18 protein-coding genes are annotated in these 17,760 nt (G+C 70.3%); 12 read left to right on the top strand and 6 right to left on the bottom strand.

Annotated elements, in window-relative coordinates; all coding sequences use genetic code 11:
• Nucleotides 1-48: 48 nt before the first annotated feature.
• Complete coding sequence (locus tag ACFVTC_RS01790; RefSeq protein WP_390122870.1) at nt 49-1,053, bottom strand: alpha/beta hydrolase; 1,005 nt, start codon at nt 1,051-1,053, stop codon at nt 49-51.
• Between the two features lie 299 nt (nt 1,054-1,352).
• Between ACFVTC_RS01790 and ACFVTC_RS01785 the strand changes: the two genes are divergently transcribed.
• Both ACFVTC_RS01785 and ACFVTC_RS01780 read left to right on the top strand, forming a co-directional pair.
• Nucleotides 1,353-1,826, top strand: a complete 474-nt coding sequence (locus ACFVTC_RS01785) for a carboxymuconolactone decarboxylase family protein (RefSeq protein ID WP_168526769.1) — start codon at nt 1,353-1,355, stop codon at nt 1,824-1,826.
• 212 nt (nt 1,827-2,038) lie between these two features.
• Nucleotides 2,039-2,803, top strand: coding sequence for an SDR family NAD(P)-dependent oxidoreductase (locus tag ACFVTC_RS01780; protein WP_390122868.1), 765 nt, complete (start codon nt 2,039-2,041; stop codon nt 2,801-2,803).
• A gap of 79 nt (nt 2,804-2,882) precedes the next feature.
• Here the strand turns inward: ACFVTC_RS01780 and ACFVTC_RS01775 are convergent, their stop codons facing one another.
• Entirely contained in the window at nt 2,883-3,620 is a 738-nt protein-coding gene (locus tag ACFVTC_RS01775) for an SDR family NAD(P)-dependent oxidoreductase (RefSeq protein ID WP_390122866.1), read from the bottom strand.
• Nucleotides 3,621-3,790: 170 nt separating this feature from the next.
• On the opposite strand from ACFVTC_RS01775, the gene ACFVTC_RS01770 reads away from it, so the two are divergent.
• Nucleotides 3,791-4,414, top strand: a complete 624-nt coding sequence (locus tag ACFVTC_RS01770; RefSeq protein ID WP_390122864.1) for a TetR/AcrR family transcriptional regulator — start codon at nt 3,791-3,793, stop codon at nt 4,412-4,414.
• A gap of 110 nt (nt 4,415-4,524) precedes the next feature.
• A complete protein-coding gene (locus ACFVTC_RS01765; protein ID WP_390122862.1) occupies nt 4,525-5,007 on the top strand; it encodes a cupin domain-containing protein in 483 nt (160 codons plus the stop codon).
• 40 nt (nt 5,008-5,047) lie between these two features.
• Here ACFVTC_RS01765 and ACFVTC_RS01760 read toward each other — a convergent pair whose 3' ends face one another.
• A complete protein-coding gene (locus tag ACFVTC_RS01760; RefSeq protein ID WP_390123736.1) occupies nt 5,048-5,440 on the bottom strand; it encodes a cupin domain-containing protein in 393 nt (130 codons plus the stop codon).
• Between the two features lie 223 nt (nt 5,441-5,663).
• Here ACFVTC_RS01760 and ACFVTC_RS01755 point away from each other — a divergent pair, with 223 nt between their 5' ends.
• The 5 genes from ACFVTC_RS01755 (at nt 5,664) to ACFVTC_RS01735 (ending at nt 9,924) form a co-directional block, all read left to right on the top strand.
• On the top strand, nt 5,664-6,560 hold the full coding sequence (locus ACFVTC_RS01755) for an RNA polymerase sigma-70 factor (protein ID WP_390122860.1): 897 nt from the start codon (nt 5,664-5,666) through the stop codon (nt 6,558-6,560).
• A 177-nt stretch (nt 6,561-6,737) separates the two neighbouring features.
• Nucleotides 6,738-7,205 (top strand): Ohr family peroxiredoxin, encoded by a 468-nt coding sequence (locus tag ACFVTC_RS01750; RefSeq protein ID WP_390122858.1) that lies wholly within the window; start codon nt 6,738-6,740, stop codon nt 7,203-7,205.
• Nucleotides 7,206-7,324: 119 nt separating this feature from the next.
• Entirely contained in the window at nt 7,325-9,025 is a 1,701-nt protein-coding gene (locus tag ACFVTC_RS01745; RefSeq protein ID WP_390123734.1) for an L-aspartate oxidase, read from the top strand.
• Nucleotides 9,022-9,186: a hypothetical protein gene (locus ACFVTC_RS01740; RefSeq protein WP_390122857.1), complete on the top strand. Its 165-nt coding sequence runs from the start codon at nt 9,022-9,024 to the stop codon at nt 9,184-9,186. Before ACFVTC_RS01745 ends, ACFVTC_RS01740 begins: the two co-directional genes overlap by 4 nt.
• Nucleotides 9,187-9,327: 141 nt before the next feature.
• Nucleotides 9,328-9,924 carry a YceI family protein gene (locus tag ACFVTC_RS01735; RefSeq protein WP_390122855.1) on the top strand — a complete coding sequence of 199 codons (597 nt, stop codon included), beginning with the start codon at nt 9,328-9,330 and terminating at the stop codon, nt 9,922-9,924.
• Here ACFVTC_RS01735 and ACFVTC_RS01730 read toward each other — a convergent pair.
• Nucleotides 9,912-11,537, bottom strand: a complete 1,626-nt coding sequence (locus ACFVTC_RS01730) for a cytochrome bc complex cytochrome b subunit (RefSeq protein ID WP_390122853.1) — start codon at nt 11,535-11,537, stop codon at nt 9,912-9,914. The two genes, ACFVTC_RS01735 and ACFVTC_RS01730, sit on opposite strands and share 13 nt — an antisense overlap.
• A gap of 345 nt (nt 11,538-11,882) precedes the next feature.
• Here ACFVTC_RS01730 and ACFVTC_RS01725 point away from each other — a divergent pair, with 345 nt between their 5' ends.
• The gene (locus ACFVTC_RS01725) at nt 11,883-12,623 is read left to right on the top strand and encodes an RNA polymerase subunit sigma (protein ID WP_390122851.1); all 741 of its coding nucleotides are present in this window, start codon (nt 11,883-11,885) and stop codon (nt 12,621-12,623) included.
• 58 nt (nt 12,624-12,681) lie between these two features.
• Here ACFVTC_RS01725 and ACFVTC_RS01720 read toward each other — a convergent pair whose 3' ends face one another.
• Entirely contained in the window at nt 12,682-13,026 is a 345-nt protein-coding gene (locus ACFVTC_RS01720) for a hypothetical protein (protein ID WP_390122849.1), read from the bottom strand.
• Between the two features lie 126 nt (nt 13,027-13,152).
• Complete coding sequence (locus ACFVTC_RS01715) at nt 13,153-14,490, bottom strand: NAD(P)/FAD-dependent oxidoreductase (RefSeq protein ID WP_390122847.1); 1,338 nt, start codon at nt 14,488-14,490, stop codon at nt 13,153-13,155.
• Between the two features lie 219 nt (nt 14,491-14,709).
• On the opposite strand from ACFVTC_RS01715, the gene ACFVTC_RS01710 reads away from it, so the two are divergent.
• Nucleotides 14,710-15,399, top strand: a complete 690-nt coding sequence (locus tag ACFVTC_RS01710; protein WP_390122846.1) for a hypothetical protein — start codon at nt 14,710-14,712, stop codon at nt 15,397-15,399.
• 300 nt (nt 15,400-15,699) lie between these two features.
• Nucleotides 15,700-17,574 (top strand): phosphatidylglycerol lysyltransferase domain-containing protein, encoded by a 1,875-nt coding sequence (locus ACFVTC_RS01705; RefSeq protein ID WP_390122844.1) that lies wholly within the window; start codon nt 15,700-15,702, stop codon nt 17,572-17,574.
• The last annotated feature ends 186 nt before the right edge of the window (nt 17,575-17,760 follow it).

Here is a 17,760-nt window from a genome sequence, read left to right as displayed (position 1 = left end):
GTCTCCGCCTCTTCCCGGGGGGAGACCGGCCTCCGCATCCTGATCCGGTCACTGCCCCAGCAGTCGGCGCAGCCACCGCAGGCGTGCCGCCTTGGTGTCCTGGGACAGGGCGGCGTGCGGCGCCATCTGGTCGTATCCGTGGAAGCCGCCCGGCCAGACGTGCAGTTCGGCGCGGCCGCCCGCCTGCCACATCCGGGTCGCGTACGCGACGGCCTCGTCACGGAAGGTCTCGGCCGAACCGACGTCGATGAACGCCGGGGGCAGTCCGGTGAGGTCCTCGGCGCGCGCGGGGGCGGCGTAGGGGGAGACGTCCGGGCCACCGCGCGCGTCGCCGAGGAGGGCCGTCCACCCGGTGCTGTTCGCCGTGCGGTCCCACACGCCCAGACCGGCCATCTGGTGGCTGGACGGGCTGTCGTTGCGGTCGTCGAGCATCGGGCAGAGCAGTACCTGCCCCAGCAGCGCCGGGCCGCCGCGGTCCCGGGCGAGCAGGGCGACGGCCGCGGTCAGGCCGCCTCCGGCGCTGCCGCCGGCGACGATGATCCGGTCTGCGTCGAATCCCAGTTCCGCGGCGTGCCCGGCTGTCCACACCAGTCCCGCGTAGCAGTCCTCGACCGGCGCCGGGTGCGGGTTCTCGGGAGCGAGGCGGTACTCCACGGACACCACCCCCGCGCCCAGTTCCCGTGCCCAGTCGAGGATCTCCAGGACCCCGGAGCGGCTGTCACCGACCACCATCCCGCCGCCGTGCGTGTGGTAGATGACCGGCACCGCGGCATCGGTCCCCGTGGGCCTGCAGACGAGCAGGGAGACGTCGGGGGCGCCCCGCGGCCCGGGAACCGCGCGGTCCTCGACCTCGAAGGCACCGTCCCCGGTCAGGTCCGGATCCGCTCCCTCGAACGCCGCCATGCTCTCGCGCAGCGCCGGGATCATCTCGGGGTGCAGGGCGGGCGGCATCTCCTCGGCGACGGCTTCGAGGGCGGCGGCGAGTTCCGGGTCGAACGGCGGGGGCGGCCCCACCCGGAAGCTCTCGTTCCCGGCGGAAGGTACGGAGGTCATCGGCTCTCCCTGCGTCACGGTCACGCCGTTGTGACCACTGTCGTCATCGTGCCCTGGGCCGGCGGTGCGGCGGGCGCGCCGTACGGCGGAGAACCCCGCCGAACGGCGGGCTGCTCCACGGACCACGACGACGGTGTCCGCGCCCCTGGGCATGCCTGGCCGGTGGCGCCGGAGATCAGTGACGCGCGGCCCGCGGAGGCGCGAGATCCAGGTCACCCCGGCTCCCTGTCACACATCACCCCACCACCCCGGTCATACGTGTGTACCCACAACCCGCCGTCAATCGTCAGGAGATCACCGTGGAATCGCGTCTCAACTACTTCGGCCACCCCCTCGCGGGAAAGGTGCTGAAGCACATCAACACGGCCGGCAAGGTGGCTTCGGACACGACGCTGCCGCACGCGGTCCAGGAACTCGTGAAGATCCGCGCGAGCCAGATCAACGGCTGCGGCTTCTGCACCGACATGCACACCAAGGACGCCGTGGCGGCGGGCGAGACCGCGCAGCGGCTCCACCTGGTCGCGGCCTGGCGTGAGGCCACGGTCTTCACCGACGCCGAGCGCGCCGCGCTGGAACTGGCCGAGCAGGGCACCCGCATCGCCGACGCCGCCGGCGGTGTGACCGACGAGGCGTGGGCCGCCGCGGTCAAGCACTACGACGAGGAGCAGCTCGTCGCGCTGATCTCCCTCATCGCCATCATCAACGCCTACAACCGCATCAACGTCATCAACCAGCAGCCCGCCGGGAGCTACCAGCCCGGCCAGTTCGGCTGATCGACGCCCGTCCGCCGGACACGACCGGTCCGTCTCCGCGCCGCCCCGACCCACGGCGAGGGGACGGACCACCGGCGTCGAGCGGTCACCCGGCCGGCGACCGACTTCGCCGCGATGACGACGTCCGGTGCGAACACGCCTTCCCACTCGACGGCACACGCGTCCTCGGACACTCGCCCGCCCTCCTCGCGCACATCGAAAAGGGGAAACCCATGCCCAGTTCAACGAACCCGCGTTTCACGGACCGGGTCGCCATCGTCACAGGGGCGGGGTCGGGCATCGGCCGCGCCACCGCGATCGCCCTCGCCGAGGCGGGGGCACACGTCCTCGGTGTGGGACGCCGGAAGGACGCCCTGGAGGAGACGGCTCGCGCCCACGCCGGCATCGCGGTCCTGCCCCTCGACATCCGCGAGGAGAACGCCGCGGACAGGGTGGTGGCCACCGCCGTGGAGCGGTGGGGCCGGATCGACGTGCTGGTGAACAACGCCGGCGCCACGGCCGTGATGCCGCTCGCGGAGAGCGACCGGTCGGTCATCACCAGCCTGTTCGACCTCAACGTGACTGCGCCGAGCATGCTCGCCCACGCCGCCCTGCCGCACCTGCGGGACTCCTCCGGTTCCATCGTCAACGTATCCAGCACCTACGGGCACCGCCCCCTGGCCGGCGGAGCCCATTACGCCGCCACCAAGAGCGCCCTCGAGCAACTGACCCGGAGCTGGGCCCTCGAACTCGCGCCCGACGGCGTACGGGTGAACGCGATCGCCCCCGGACCCACCAAGACGGACGTCCTCGTCGCGGCGGGCCTCGCGCAGGACACCATCGACGAGCTGCGTGCCTACGAACGCGACCGCATCCCGGTCGGCCGCCTCGGCGACGCGGAGGACGTCGCGGACTGGATCCTGCGCGTCGCCGACCCCAGGAGCACGCACCTGACCGGCCAAGTCCTGACGATCGACGGGGGACTTGAGCTCGTCTGACCACCGGCCGCCCGGCCTCGGACCACCTGGCGAGCCATGCGGTCCGAGGCCGGGCCCGCGGTGCGGGAGGGGGCCCGTCTCAGCGGGTCTGGTCGGTCGGCCGGATCAGGATCTCGTTGACGGCGACGTGCTCGGGCTGGGAGAGCGCGTACACAACGGCGCCGGCGATGTCCTCGGCCCGGAGCGTCCGCATGGAATCGGCCATCGTCTTGGCCATGGCCTGGATGGCCGGGTCGGTGATGTGGCTGGTCAACTCGGTCGCCACGAAACCGGGTTCCACGACGACGACACGAACGCCCTGCTCGGTGACCTCCTGGCGCAACGCCTCGGAGAAGGCGGTGACACCGAACTTGGTGGCCGCGTACACACCGCTCGCGGCCGACGACACCCGCCCCGACGTCGAGGAGATCTGCACCACCGCCCCCTTGCTCCTCAGCAGGTGCGGCAGGGCGGAGTGGACCGCGTACATCGATCCGAGCAGATTGGTCTCGACCATGCGCGTCCACTCCGTGGTGTCCGCGCCCAGGATCTGCCCGCTGAGCATCACGCCCGCGTTGTTCACCAGCACGTCGAGGGCTCCGAACCGCTCGACGGTCGCCTCGACCGCGTCGCGCACCGACTGCGGGTCGGTGACGTCCAGTTCGAGGGCCAGCATCTCGCCGGGGGCGTCCTCGGCGAGCGACCGCACCCGGTCGGCCCGTCGGGCGCCGGCCGCGACCCGGGCTCCCGCCTTCGACAGGGCGATCGCGATGGCCCGTCCGATGCCCGAGGACGCACCGGTGACGAGGACGACTCTGCCTTCCAGAGTGTTGCTCACAAGGTTCTCCAAGAAGTTCGTGGTTCGAAGTACCGGACCCGCCGGGGGCCCCTCGGGGCAGCCGGAACCAGTCGGGACCAGAAGGTGACCGAGTGGTCATGTTGACCGTAGCAGCTAATATGACCCTTCGGTCATGTTGGTGGTAGGCTTCTCGTCGTGAGGAGGCACACATGACCGGGACCACGGCCGTCACCGGCCAGCGGGCGGACATGGTGCGCAACCGACGCCTGCTGCTGGAGGCCGCGACGGCGGCGTTCGCCGAGCACGGGGTCGAGGTGTCGATCGGCGAGATCGCCCGACGCGCCGGCCTCGCCAAGGGCACGGTGTTCCGGCACTTCGCGTCCAAGGAGGAACTGCTCGCCGCGATCACGCTCCAGTTGCTCGACCAGCTCGTCCGCGCGGCGGAGCGACTGCTGGCGGCCGACGACGCGGAAGCGGCGCTACGGGAGTTCATGACCGACGGGGTCGAACTGCTCGCCGCCGACCGCGCGTTCTGCGAAGTGATCGGCCGACCCTCGCTCCAGCATTCCGGGGTGCGGGACACGATCGGCGTTCTCTGCGAGGCGGCCGAGGCACTCACCGCCAGGGCGCGCGAACAGGGCACCGTCCGCGGCGATGTCACGGGAACGGACATCGTGCTGCTCCTCGGTGGCATCCACCAGACCGCGGCACCGCTGCTGGCCACGCAGCCGCAGGTGTGGCGCCGCTACCTCGCACTGGCTCTCGACGGCCTGCGCGCCACCGACGCCGGCACCCTGCCGCACCCGCCGCCCGGCCGCCCGAGCCTCACCTGAACCCCACCGCACCTTCCTGAGCCCGAGCCTGAGGACGTGTCACACACGGCGGTGGTGTCCGGTCTCTTCTGTGGACGGAGCTCAACCAACATGGGAAAGGGATGGTCGGCATGTCGTACCCGAAGCAGGTGTACCTGGGCGATGAGGGCGAGATCAACGCGGACTTCCGGCCGGCGAGCACTCCACCGGACGTCGGCACGGCGGGCGCTGACGCCATCCACTACCTGGCGACCACGGCCACCACGCACGGCGAATTCGGCCTCTACCGAGTCGAGATGCGCCCACACGCTGGTGGGCCCAGAACCCACTTCCACAAGACCATCTCGGAGTCCTTCTTCATCCTCAACGGTTCTGTTCGTCTGTTCGACGGCGGGCAGTGGATCGACGCCCGGCAGGGTGACTTCCTCCATGTGCCCCAGGGCGGACTGCACGCGTTCCGCAACGACTCCGACTCACCCGCCGACATGCTTCTGCTCTTCACGCCCGGAGCACCGCGTGAGGAGTACTTCGAGAAGCTCTCCCAGCTGGCGGACGCGACGGACGAGGAGCGAGCCGAGTTCCTCCTCAAGCACGACTCGTACTTCGTGGAGTAGCCGTAGGAGCGGTCCCCCGGCCATCTCCGCTCCGCCCGGATCAGCCCCCGGGGCGCGGAGCACGCAGGTGAGCCCGGCGCACCAGTTCCTCCTCCTCGACCAGCGTGAGCATCGGCGCGTCCGGTGCGCAGAGCATGGTCACGACGAACCGGCACGGCGCGTCCGCGCGAGCGTTTCCGTCCTGATAGTGGATGACGTCACCGCCCGGCTCCCAGAACGTCTCGCCGGCCTTGACGACCCGTTCCGGTTCGCCTTCGAGCTCGAAGCGCACCTCGCCCTCGAGCACGTAGCCGAAGGCCGGTCCGGAGTGGCGGTGCGGAGGGGTACCGGGGTCACCGGGCGGCCACTGGACGAGGATCGTCATCCCCGAGGCGCCCTCGGGGATGTGGGGCGGTTCGACGTCCTGCAGGACCGTCACCGCCGTCTTCCACACCTCGGAACGGGGCCTGTCCGACGTCTCGCCCGACGAGTCGTTGTTCGACACTGCGACTCCCTCCGTGCTGGTCCGGGCGACGGTGTCCGTCGCTGATCAAGCGTGCACGGGTCCGGTGGGGAGCACAACACGAGGCGTGCCCGGCGGGGCGGGACGCGTGCCCTCACCACGCGTTCCGCGGTGCCGGCCGGTAAAATGGGGGACCCAGACCTGAAGGAGATCCATGTCCGCCGGGGATGACGCAGACGCCCTCGACCGGGCAACGAGGGATTTCGTCGCGGCCCGTCCCCAGCTCTTCGGCATCGCGTACCGCGTGCTCGGCAGCGCCGTGGAAGCCGAGGACATCGTCCAGGAAGCCTGGCTGCGGTGGCAGAACACCGACCGCACCGACATCCGCGAACCCGCCGCGTTCCTGGCCACGATCACCGCCCGCCTCGCCATCAACCTCGCCCAGTCCGCCCGGGTACGGCGTGAGACGTACATCGGACCCTGGCTCCCGGAACCCGTCGACACCAGCGTCGACCCCCAACTGGGCGCGGAACGGGCCGAGGCACTCGACATGGCCGTCCTCTTCCTCCTGGAGAAGCTCAACCCCGTCGAACGGGCCGCCTACGTCCTGCGGGAAGCCTTCGACTACCCCTACGCACAGATCGCGGACATCCTCGAGACCAGCGAACCCAATACACGCCAGCTCGTGAGCCGCGCCCGCAAACACCTCTCGGCGGAGCGCAGGGAACCGGCCGGCCCCGACGCCCACCGCAGACTCCTGGAGGTCTTCCTCGTCGCGGCCCGGACAGGCAGCCTGTCGGCACTCGAGGACGTCCTCAGCGCCGACGTGGTCAGCTACACCGACGGCGGAGGCATCCGCGGCGCATCGAAGATCCCGGTCGTCGGCCGTCCCCACGTGTCCAAATACCTCGTCGCCTTCGCACCGCGCTTCTGGCCCCAGACCGACATCCGCTGGGTCGAGAGCAACGGCGGCCCGGCCGTCCTCGTCTCGTCCCACGGAAACCCGATGGTCCTGCTCACCGTGGACGCGTCGGAACACGGCATCGAACGCATCATGTGGGTCATGAACCCCGACAAACTACACCCCTACGTCGCTTCGTTGAGTGCCTGAAGGTCTCTTCGGCCCGGACTGTGCCACGTCACCCGGCAGGCGTCCGGACACAGGACACCGGGGCCCGTGCCCGCGGCTGTCACAAGCCCGGCCCCGGCTGTCACAAGCGGGGTGGCCGGCCGGTCAACCAGCTGTCCGAGACCCGGGGCTTGCCCACGACACAAAGGCGCGGGACACATGGCACTTGAGGACTTCGACGCGGAGTCCTTCGTTCCGCTCCACCGTACGACGGTGACCGTGAGCGGGGGGAGCGCACGTCACGGGCGGGCCTCGGGGAGGGCTCGCTCGGCCGACGGGGTCCTGGACCTCGGCCTCGGCATGCCGGCCGAGCTGGGAGGAGACGGCCGGGGAACGAATCCCGAGCAGTTGTTCGCCGCAGCGTTCGCCGCCTGCTTCCACGGCGCGCTCAGCCTGGTGGCACGCCATGCGGCGTTCGACCCCGCCGTGATCTCCGTGGAGGCGACGGTCGCGCTCGGGCGGGACCCGGAGGACGTCGGCCACCTGCTGTGCGTCGACCTCGTGGTGCGGTGGCCCGGCGTCGACCCCGAGGCGGCCGCTCCGCTGCTGGCGAAGGCCGATTCGCTGTGCCCCTACGCGAAGATGGCCCGGCGGGGGACGCCGACGACCATCACGCTGTCGTCGTAGCCGGGACACGGGACGGACGACATCAAGGTGTCACAAACTCCGGGACGACCTGGTCGTAGTGATGACAACCCAGGCGATCGGAGCAAACCGTGGTCATCACCGAACGACGTCTCTCCACCATGGTGCTGGTGATCGGCACCGGAGGAGCCGGACTGCGAGCGGCCATCGAACTGGCCGAGGGGGGCGTCGACGTCCTCGCGGTCGGCAAACGGCCCAAGGAGGACGCCCACACGGCACTTGCCGCCGGAGGGATCAACGCGGCGCTGTCCACGATGGATCCCGAGGACAGCTGGCAGCAGCACGCGGCGGACACCCTCAAGGAGAGTTACCTTCTCGCGGACCCCCGGACGACCCGGATCGTCACCCAGGGCGCCGCCCAGGGAATCGACGACCTGGAACGCTACGGCATGGCCTTCGCCAGGGAAGAGGACGGCCGGATCAGCCAGCGCTTCTTCGGCGCCCACAAGTTCCGGCGGACCGCCTTCGCCGGCGACTACACCGGTCTGGAGATCCAGCGCACCCTCATCAGGCGCGCCGACCAGCTCGGCATCCCCGTACTCGACGGCGTCTACATCACCCGGCTTCTGGTCGACGACGGCGCCGTCTTCGGTGCCTACGGATTCGACCTCACCGACGGAACGCGCTACCTGATCCACGCGGACGCCGTCATACTCGCCGCGGGTGGTCACACCCGCATCTGGCGCCGCACGTCGTCACGCCGCGACGAGAACACGGGCGACTCCTTCCGTCTTGCGGTGGAGGCGGGCGCCCGGCTGCGCGACCCCGAGCTGGTCCAGTTCCATCCGTCCGGGATCATCGAGCCGGAGAACGCGGCCGGCACCCTGGTCAGCGAGGCCGCTCGGGGCGAGGGCGGAGTACTGCGCAACGCGCTCGGAGAGCGGTTCATGTCCCGCTACGACCCCGTCCGTATGGAGCTGTCCACCCGCGACCGTGTCGCCCTGGCCTCCTACACGGAGATCAAGGAAGGGCGAGGCACCCCCAGCGGGGGCGTATGGCTCGACGTCTCCCATCTGTCCCGGCAGACGATCATGACGCGGCTCCCCCGTGTCTACCAGACCCTGCTGGATCTGCAGATGCTGGACATCACCCGCGAACCGATCGAGATCGCGCCCACGGCGCACTACTCGATGGGCGGGGTGTGGGTGCGCCCCGAGGACCACAGCACCGACGTCCGTGGCCTGTACGCCATCGGCGAGGCGTCGAGCGGGCTGCACGGCGCGAACCGACTGGGCGGGAACAGTCTCATCGAGCTGCTGGTCTTCGGCCGCATCACGGGCCGGGCGGCCGCCGCCTACTCGCGGTCCCTCACCGCGCACACGCGGTCGGCGTCGGCCACCGCGCAGGCCCGTGCGGAGATCGACGATCTCCTCGCCGCCGACGGGCCGGAGAACGTCCGCGCCCTGCAGCGTGCCATCCGCAACACCATGACCGAGCACGCGGGAGTCGTACGCCACGAGGAGGGCCTGCGCGCCGGGCTGGCGGAACTCGCCGAGATCGAGAAGAGGATGGAGAAGGTGGGCGTCCACCCGGACATCGCCGGCTATCAGGACCTCGCGCACGCCTTCGATCTCCTGTCCGCCGCCCTGGCGGCCCGCGCCACCCTCGAAGCGGCACTGGAGCGTCGCGAGACCCGTGGTTGTCACAACCGCAGCGACTATCCCGACCTCGATCCCGCCCTGCGGGTCAATCTCGTGTGGTCGCCGACGGACGGCATCACCCACGAAGCCATTCCGGCCATTCCTGAGGAGATTTCCTCTCTCATGGAGGATGTCTCCACCGAGGGAAAGCTCGCCGAATGACGGGTGAGGGCCCGGCGGAGGCGCGGGAGGGCGCGTCGGTGGTGATCGACGTGTCCGCCTCGCCCTCGGGCGCCGAGTTCGAGGAGGCCGCGCTTCCGACCGGGTCCGACCCGCACATCGCCGGGACCCTGTCCGACGAACGGGCCGCGCACCAGGGGTGATTCCCCGAGGGCCCCTGTCGACGAGACAGGGGCCCTCCATCCCGGCGGCAGCTCCACCCCCACGGGTAACGGACACCGTGGGGGATCTCCTTTTCCGAATCGCCCCCCTACGAGATTCCCACGCGGAAGAATCGGCTCGACATGTTCCACCCCGAGGAAGCCACCGTTTCCCGTCCCGCTCCCGACGAGGAGTCGACCGGCGTCTACATCATCGACCCGGTCCGCAGTGCGATCGGCTTTTCCGCCCGACGCGCGATGATCGCCGACGTACGCGGGAACTTCACCGATTTCGAGGGGCTGCTCAAACTCGACGGAGCCCGTCCCACCCGGTCCGAGGTCTACCTCAGTGCCCAGACGGGTAGCGCGGACACGGGTTGCCGGGAGCGCGACGCGTACGTCACCGGTCCGGAGTTGCTGGACTCCGCGACGTTTCCCCTCCTGAGTTTCCGTTCCACCGGAGTCCTCGACGCCGGTGACGACCGGCTCCACCTGGCGGGGTTCCTCCGGATCAAGGGCATCGAGCTCCCTGTCCACCTCGGCCTCGAGTTGCGTGCGACGAGCCGGGACGCGTACGGACGCGACCGCGTCGGCTTCGCGGGTACGCTCACCCCGCGGCGGTCCGCCCCTGCCCCCGGCGAGAACCCGGCTCCGGGAGCGGGTGTTCTTCCGACCGGCGACAGGGTGAAGCTGACCCTCGACATCTGCGCCGTGCGGACACGGCCGGGTCAGCCCCGGTGATCACCGGTGAGCGCCTTGTACTCCTGCTCCGTCGGCTTGGTGATCTGCGCGCCCTCGCCGTAGAAACGCCGGCTGAGCCGTGCCCGCAGTCGCTGGGCGGCGCGCGGTACGGGACTCGGGTCTCCCCCGTCGCCCGTGCCGCCGGGACCGATCGGCCGGTACTGCTCGTGCTGGGTGAGAACGTGCAGTCGTTCCTGGCTGAGCGGCTCGTGCACCTCGACGAACTCACCGTGCGGCAGGCGCCTGATCCTGCCGGTCTCGCGCCCGTGCAGGACCGCGTCGCGGTCCGCGCGCTGGAGACCGAGCGCCCACCGACGCGCCACGGCGTAGGCCGCCGGAGGCACGACGAACAGAGCGACGCGCACCGCCCACGTCACTGACTCGACCCCGACGTGCAGGCGAACGGCGATGATGTCGTTCGCGGCTCCGACGAGGGCCACCAGATAGAAACCGATCCATGCCGCACCAAGGCCCACCCGCACCGGCCGGTTGCGTGGCCGGTCGAGAACATGCTGGTCACGACCATCGCCCGTCACCCATGCCTCGATGAACGGGTACGCGCCCATGGCGAGGAAGAGTCCCGCTCCCGCCAGCAGCGGGATCAGGTTGTCGAGGGCCAGTGTGTGGCCCCAGAGGTCGACTTCCCAGCCGGGCATGACGCGCAGGAGTCCGTCCGCCACACCCATGTACCAGTCGGGTTGGGACCCCGCCGAGACCTGGTCGGCGCGGTGAGGCCCGTACTGCCAGACGGGATTGATCTGCGCGAACGCCCCCATGAGAAGGAGGCCGCCGGCTACCAGGAAGAAATATCCCGCGGACTTCACGGCGCGCGCTCGGCGCGGAAGGCCCACGACGTTGCGGTTGTTGCGCCCCGGACCCGGGTACTGCGTGTGCCGGTGGCGGAGGGCCAGCACCACATGCGCGACGACGAGCCCCGCCATGAGGGCAGGGATGATCAGCACGTGCAGGGTGTTGAAACGCGCGACCAGGTCGTCTCCCGGGAACTCGCCCCCGAAAAGGAACATCGAGAGGTACGTGCCGACGATCGGAAGAGAGAGGATGGTTCCGTTCACGACCGCGAGGCCCGTCCCGGACAACAGGTCGTCCGGAAGGTCGTATCCCGTCAGGCCCGCGAACATTCCCAGGACCAACAGCAGGAAACCGAAAACCCAGTTGAGCTCACGCGGCTTTCGGAACGCTCCGGTGAAGAACACCCGCATCATGTGGACCAGCATCGCGGCGACGAAGACCAGCGCCGCCCAGTGGTGGACCTGTCGGATGAGCAGGCCACCCCGTACGTCGAAGGATATGTGCAGGGTCGAATCGAATGCCTCCGACACCAGCTGCCCGCGCAGTGGGGCGTAACTTCCCTGATACGTCACTTCCCTCATCGACGGATGGAAGAACAACGTGAGATACACGCCGGTGACGACGATGACGACAAAGCTGTAGAGGCATATCTCGCCGAGCATGAACGACCAGTGGTCCGGGAACGCTCTTCGCGCTCCCTCCCTGACCCGCCCCCGCAGACCCAGGCGTCCGGAGGCCCAGTCGGCAATCCTCTCTCCCGCGGGACCTCGCCCCACAGGCTGTTCCTGACTCCCGCCGCTCATGCCTTCTACCACCATCCACCATTCGATCAGGGAAATCGCGCTCGACCGGAAGGAACTCGGCCTGCTCCCACCCCTATGACCGGCCCAGAAGCGTGGATGTGACACCCCGAGGCTCATGTCACAAGAGCCGCTCCCGCGCGGTCTGAATGATGGGGCCGAGAAATCGGAAATGGCGTGTCATTCGCCGGGACTTCACCGTCGGCCGCCGAAATCACTGTCCGGGCACGGGCCTGTGCGTACCGGCCCCGTAACGTCGGGCCGGCGACACCGGCCGATGCCTCAGGAACCGCGAGGAGAATTTCTGTACGGCCGTGTGAAACGGCCGTCCGTGAGGGAGAATGCCGTATGGATCGTGCTGCTGCGGTGCCGCTCGCGGAGTTGCTGGACGAGCGCCGCTATCTGCTGGACGTGGCCTGCTGGATGCTGGGCAGTGCCGGGGCCGCGGAGCATGTGGTCGACGAGACGTACCGCCGGTGGTACGGGCTGCCGGACGCGGCGCGGGGCCGTATCGAGGTGCCCCGGTCCTGGCTGGCGAAGACCGCGGGCGGCATCTGTCTCGGCCGGCTCACCGGACCCGGCCGCCTGGACGACACCCCCGGCACCGCGGGTTCGGCGGACCGGCTTCGGAATGCCGGACGTCCCGCGACCACGCTCCTCGTCGACGCTGCGGGTCACGGCGTTCACGTACGACGCCCGCAGCCCGTCACGGCGTACCGGCACGATGTCCTCGCCCGAGCGGTCCGTGACGCCTGTGCGGCGCAGGACGCCGGCCTGCTCGTGTCGCTCCTCGCCCCGGACGCCACGGCGCTCTTCGACGGCGGCGGCAAGGTCCGCGCACTGGCCAGGCCCGTGCACGGCAGGCGGCAGGTCGCGGCGAGCCTGCTGGGCCTCCTGGCCCTGCGCCCGCGCACCACGCTGACCGCCCACTCGGTCAACGGCCGCACGGGCCTGGTCGCCCGTTACGACCACCAGGTCGCCGCCGTCATCAGCCTCACCGTCACCGACCGGCGGATCACCTGTGTCCTGATCGTCCTCAACCCCGACAAGCTCCGGTCCTGGAACCGCGCGCCCGGCTCCCCCCGCTAGGGCGGGCCGTCGGCGCGGAACGACGGCCGCCTGCGACCGTCCGCGGCCCCGTCGGGTCTCAGGCCGACGCACCGACGACCAGCGCGACGCTGACCACGACCATCACCGCGGTGATGAGAGCCATCGCGGCCAGCGTTCCCCTGAGCCACCGCCCGAAGCGGGCGTGGTGCTGCTTCTCCACCACGCTGATGCTGTCGGCGATGTGCTCGGTCACCATCCGGGCGACGTGCTTCTGCTCCTCGACGTACCACTCCTCGATGTCCGTCCTCTGCTGCCGGGACAGGCCGGGTACGCGTGCGGTGAAATCCGCCGCGCGCTGGTGGGCGGCTCGCAGATGGGACTCCCGGTAAAGGAAGTTCTCGATGTCGTTCAGGCCGCGCGCGGCCTCCTCACTCGCGTCCAAGGTGCCCTCCGGAGGGGTAGACGCTTCCCTGCCGCCGGGCACCGGCCGCATGCGCCCCGTTCACATGGCCGTGTGCCCCGATCACGTGACCATGCGCCCCGTTCACATGGCCGTGTGCCCCGTCGCTCACCCGGCTCCTCCACCGGAGCGTCGCGGCTCGCCACTCGCGAGGAACGCGTCCCGTGGGTTCTGGACCGAGGCGAGGGAGACGAGGTCGCGGCCGAACAGCGCGGCGGTGAGCCAGACGGCCAGCACGCGGACCTTCCGCTCCCAGGTGGGCACGGCCAGGACGTGGTACCCCCGGTGCATCAGCCAGGCGGGAAGGCCCTTGATGACGATGCCCTTGTACTGGAAGATTCCGCGTCCCAGACCCAGTGTCGCCACCACCCCCAGACTGCTGTGGCGGTAGTCCCGGACCCTGCCCCCGCGCAGGTCGGCCGCGATGTTCTTCGCGAGGCGCCTGCCCTGCCGCACGGCGTGCTGCGCGTTCGGCACCGTGCGCGCCCCCGGTACCGGCGAGGCCAGGTCCGGGACGGCCGCGTCGTCTCCCGCCGCCCACACGCCCGGCACGGGTTCGTCGGCGGTGCCCACCCGGAGGTCGGGGCGGACCACGACCAGACCCCGCTCGTCGACCGGCAGATCCGTGTGGTTGTGCACGACCGGGTTCGAGGCGTTGCCCGCGGTCCAGACGATCAGCGCAGAATCGAACTCCTCACCGCTGGACAGCACGACGTGCCCGTCCTCGGCGGACACGAGCTGCGTGTTCAGATGGACGTGCGCGCCACGGCGCTCCAGGTCGCGCACGACCCACGCGCCGGGCTTGTCACCCACCTCGGGCAGGATGCGCCCCCGGGCCTCGACCAGGTGGAAGGAGAGATCCTCGAAGCTCAGTTCCGGATACGACCTGAGCATCGCGGTCGCCAGCGACAGCAGCTCGCCGAAGCCCTCGACCCCGGAGAACCCGCCACCCACGAAGGTGACGGTGAGCAGTTTCCGCCGCTCGGCCCCGGGCAGCGTCGACGCCGCCTGGTCGAACGCGGTCATCAGACGGTCGCGAATGGCGACGGCCTCCTCGACGTGCTTCAGGCCGATCGCCTGCTGCGCCAGGCCGGGTATGGGGAAGGTACGGGTCACGGCGCCGGCGGTGACCACGAGGGTGTCGTACCGGAGTTCGCGCTCGGTTCCGTCGGCGGACCGGACGGTGACCGCCCGGTCCGCGTTGCTGATCGCGGTCACGCTCCCGGCGATCAGCCGGGTGCCGCGCAGATGCCGCCGCAACGACACGGCGGCGTGCCGCGCCTCGACCGATCCGGCCGTCACCTCCGGAAGGAACGGCTGGTACGTCATATAGGGACGCGGGTCGACGACCGTCACCCGCGCCTCACCCGTACGTAGGGCCTTCTCCAGGCCCCACGCGGTGTAGAAGCCCGCGTAGCCGCCACCGACGATCACTATCTCGCGCATGATTCCCTCTGTCCGTTGTTCGACATCGGAATAGACCGGGTGGGGCGGGGTGGTGTGACACCCGCGGCAGCGGTAACGAGACAGGGGGCACGTCGTGGTCCGGGGCCCACCCCACGTGGTCCGGGGCCCACGGGCCGTCGGCGAACGCAAACCCTACATACTGTAGGGTTTGCGTCATCATGAGTTCGTCATGAGCCTCTTACGTCTCGGGGGACCCCTGTGAAGGAACGTGGCGCCGATCAGACGGCGACGGGTGACGGCTCCTTCGAGCGGATCCTCGACCGGGCCCTGCGCTCCCCCGAGATCATGGCAGCGATGGAGCGCTCCGGCGCCGCGGACACGCGTGAGCGCCTGCGCGGCGAGGCACTCGAGGCACGCGCCGCCCTCTCCCGGACCGCTGCCGCCGAGTACGGCCGCTACCTCGGCCTGCGGGCCCCGACCGGCCACCCGCCGCACGCGGGTCTGCCTGACAGCCCCTCAGAAACCGTCGTGTGCGCGGAGGAGGGCTCCGCCTCCGTGTCCACGCTTCTCCTGCCCAGCCTCGGCGTCGTCGCCGCGGGCGTCTACGTCCTGAGCGGGTTCGACCTGCACGCCTTGGACGTACGCCCTCATCTCGACGACGGCCTGATCATGGTGGTGGTGATCCTGGCCGCCGTGACGGCGGGGGCGGCGCTGGGTGATCTGGTCTGGTCGCTGGCGACCCGCCGCCGTCCCGCGCCGGAAGACCGTGAACTCGGTGACACCCAGGCGAGACAGGCCCACCTGGCCTGGCAACAGGCGCTGCTGGAACGGGGGTTGATCCCCTTCCTGCTCGGACGCCTGAGCGCGCCGGAGCAGGTGCGGTCCTCCATGACGGAACGGCCGAGCCGGTCCGAGCGGACTTTCACACCGGGCAGCGCGAAGAGGTAGCCGTCCGAGCGCGGTCGAGGCGACGAGGCGGCCGACCGGCGGCTCGTCGATCACGCTTCGATTCTTACCACTCCCTTACCCCACGACACCGCGCGGACCAGGCATTCTTACCGCCCGGGGCAATGTCGGCGGCTGGTCGTCAGGATCCGCGACGCCGATCCTCACCTTGGACACAACTCACCTTTCCTTACGGGATGTAGGGTTTCCCCCGCTCTGCGATTCCCAGGAAACGCACAGGTTCGCCCGGCCCGTCCCCACGGCTCTCTTCCCGACCCCCTCTTCCCAAGGTGATGCTGCACCGTGTCTGCACAACAGCCAGCGCTCGTCCCAGGACAGCGGAACTCGACATCGCGGCGGACCGCTCCCGCCGAAGGGTCCGCCGGCGGCGCGGGGCCACGACTGCGGCTGCGGGCCGCCGCGGCCACCGTCTGGTACCTGCGGCTGCTCGCGGTGCTCAACCTGGTGGCGGTCGTCTCGCTGCCGTTCCGCGAGGAGGTGCACGAGCACAACGCGGGTCAGTTCTTCACTCCGTACCTCGCCACCGCGGGGTTGATCTCGGCAGCCCTGGCCCTGTTCCTCGCCCTGGTGATGAGGCGCCGCAAACGGGCCGCGTGGATCTTCAACATGCTGCTGGCGGGACCGCTCTTCGGGCTGTACGCACTGGCCCTCACCCAGGCCCCGTACCGGCGCCACGGTTTCAACTGGTTCTCGACCCTGTTCACCGGACTGTTCGTGCTCGCGCTGCTGGTCGGGCGCACGGAGTTCCGGGCCGTCGGGGACCGCTCCAACCCCCGGCTGGCGCTGGCCGTCGGCGCCGGCGGTGTCCTCGTGAGCGGGACCCTCGGGACCCTGCTGGTGAGCGCCACCAACAAGGTGTCCGGGGCGCCGCTGGGCGACCGGATCGCGTACACCCTGCTGCGCGGGGTCAGCGTCGGCCCGCTCGCCGACCGCCTCGACTCCGTCGTAGCGCCCCGCTGGGTGGACGCCCTCGTCAACGTCCTGATCGCCGCCACCTTCCTGCTCGTCCTCTACGCGTGCTTCCGCGCCCCGCGCGGCAGTGAACTCCTCGGCGAGGACGACGAGAAGCGTCTGCGCGCACTCCTGGCCAAGCACGGCGAGCGGGACTCGCTGGGCTACTTCTCGCTGCGCCGCGACAAGGCCGTCATGTGGTCGCCGAGCGGCAAGGCGGCGATCGCCTACCGTGTGATCGGCGGAGTGACCCTGGCCTCGGGCGACCCGATCGGTGACCCGGAGGCATGGCCCGGCGCGATCGAGGAGTGGCTGCGCGAGGCGCGCCGGCACGCGTGGACACCGGCCGTGATGGGCGCCGGTGAGGAGGCCGGAACCATCTACGCCCGGCACGGTCTCGACGCCCTCGAACTCGGTGACGAAGCCATCGTGGAGCGGACGGACTTCACCCTCGAAGGCCGCGCGATGCGCGGAGTCCGTCAGGCGCACAACCGTATTCGCCGGGCCGGGTACACCGTCCGCATCCGCCGCCACGCGGACATTCCCGAGGCCGAGATGGCCACGCTGATCGACAAGGCGGACCACTGGCGGGACGGCGAGACCGAACGCGGCTTCTCCATGGCGCTGGGACGGCTCGGCGACCCGGGCGACGGCCGCTGCGTCATGCTGGAGTGCCACGACAGCCGGGCCGAGCCCCGGGCGGTACTGAGCTTCGTGCCCTGGGGCGAGAAGGGGCTGTCGCTCGACCTGATGCGCCGTGACCGGGACTCCGAGAACGGGCTGATGGAGTTCATGGTCATCGAACTGCTGCTGCGTGCCCAGGAGTTCGGGGTGCAGCGGCTGTCGCTGAACTTCGCCATGTTCCGGGCGGTCTTCGACCGGGGTTCCCGGCTCGGCGCCGGGCCCGTGCTCCGGCTGTGGTGCACCGTGCTGACCTTCCTCTCCCGCTGGTGGCAGCTCGAGTCCCTCTACCGGGCCAACGCCAAGTACCGGCCGGTCTGGGAGCCGCGCTACCTGCTGTTCGAGAAGAGCAGCGACCTGCCCCGCATCGGGATCGCCACAGCCCGCGCGGAGGGCTTCCTCACCACGCCCGCGCTGCCCGCCCTCGGCCGTCGCGGACACCTGCGGACACCGGGGGGAAGGACCCGACCGCCCCACGACGGTGCGCCGTCGAGCCCGGCGTCCGGTTCCCCGTCCGGTTCGTAGTCGGCTCCGTCGTCCGGTTCTTGGTCGGCTCCGTCGTCCGGTTCGTAGTCGGCCCCGTCGTCCGGTTAATGGTCGGCTCCGTCGTCCGCCGGGTGGTGCGACGTGCCCGGCGGGTACGGGAACGCCCTTGGGCTCCCGTACGGCCGGGCACCCGTCGCCACGTCGCGGTCACCGGGCGTTCACGTC

It is taken from the genome of Streptomyces sp. NPDC057950, assembly GCF_042887295.1.
GTDB classification, from domain to species: Bacteria; Actinomycetota; Actinomycetes; order Streptomycetales; family Streptomycetaceae; genus Streptomyces; species Streptomyces kaempferi.
The sequence above is the reverse complement of the archived record's forward strand: the minus strand, read 5'-3'. Positions and strand labels throughout refer to the sequence as shown.